We start from the raw sequence: 642 nt of genomic DNA on the forward strand, positions 1-642 counted from the left end.
ATATTAAATGCAAAACCTATTACCTCCACTTCAATCCAGTCAAACAATACCTCACCCTTTATACTAAGAAATTCAATACTAAATCACCAGAAGAAAAAACTAAATCGAGATCAAGAAGCATTTAAAAACACAATTTATAAAAACCCTAATGCCATTTAAACGCATTATTTTGACCCTTAAAGACGTTTAAAATAATTATTTGAAGTTGATATCAAACTATATTTTTAAAACGTTTTAAAGGCCAATATTTTGATTTAAAAAAATCAGTAAAATAAAATACAACTAAGACCTTCAAATTGAAGGTCTTTTTTTATAACTAAATTTAGAATAAAGGAGCAATAAAATGCAAATAACCAATCTAAACCAAAGAACCTCGCAATGGTACCAACATCGACAAAAATACATTAATGCATCAGAAATAGGTAGTATCACTGGAAATGATAAATTCCGAACCTTAGAACAATTAGTCCATGATAAACTCTTTGGAACTACTTTCACAAGCAATAAATACACTGAACACGGCAATAAAACTGAACCACTAGCACGCAGTTTCTTTGAAAAAACAACTAAATTAAACTTCCCTGATACAATCTTTACGGATGATGAAGTTCAAATGTTTTCTGCCTCACTTGATGGATATAA

At 29.3% G+C, this 642-nt stretch carries 1 protein-coding gene; it reads left to right on the forward strand.

The genetic code is table 11. From position 1 onward, the window contains the following. Positions 1-343 precede the first annotated feature (343 nt). On the forward strand, positions 344-642 hold a 299-nt coding region (locus tag OL66_RS02640), incomplete at its 3' end, for a lambda-exonuclease family protein (RefSeq protein ID WP_034172349.1).

The organism is Chrysanthemum yellows phytoplasma (assembly GCF_000803325.1).
Lineage (GTDB): Bacteria > Bacillota_I > Bacilli_A > Acholeplasmatales > Acholeplasmataceae > Phytoplasma > Phytoplasma asteris.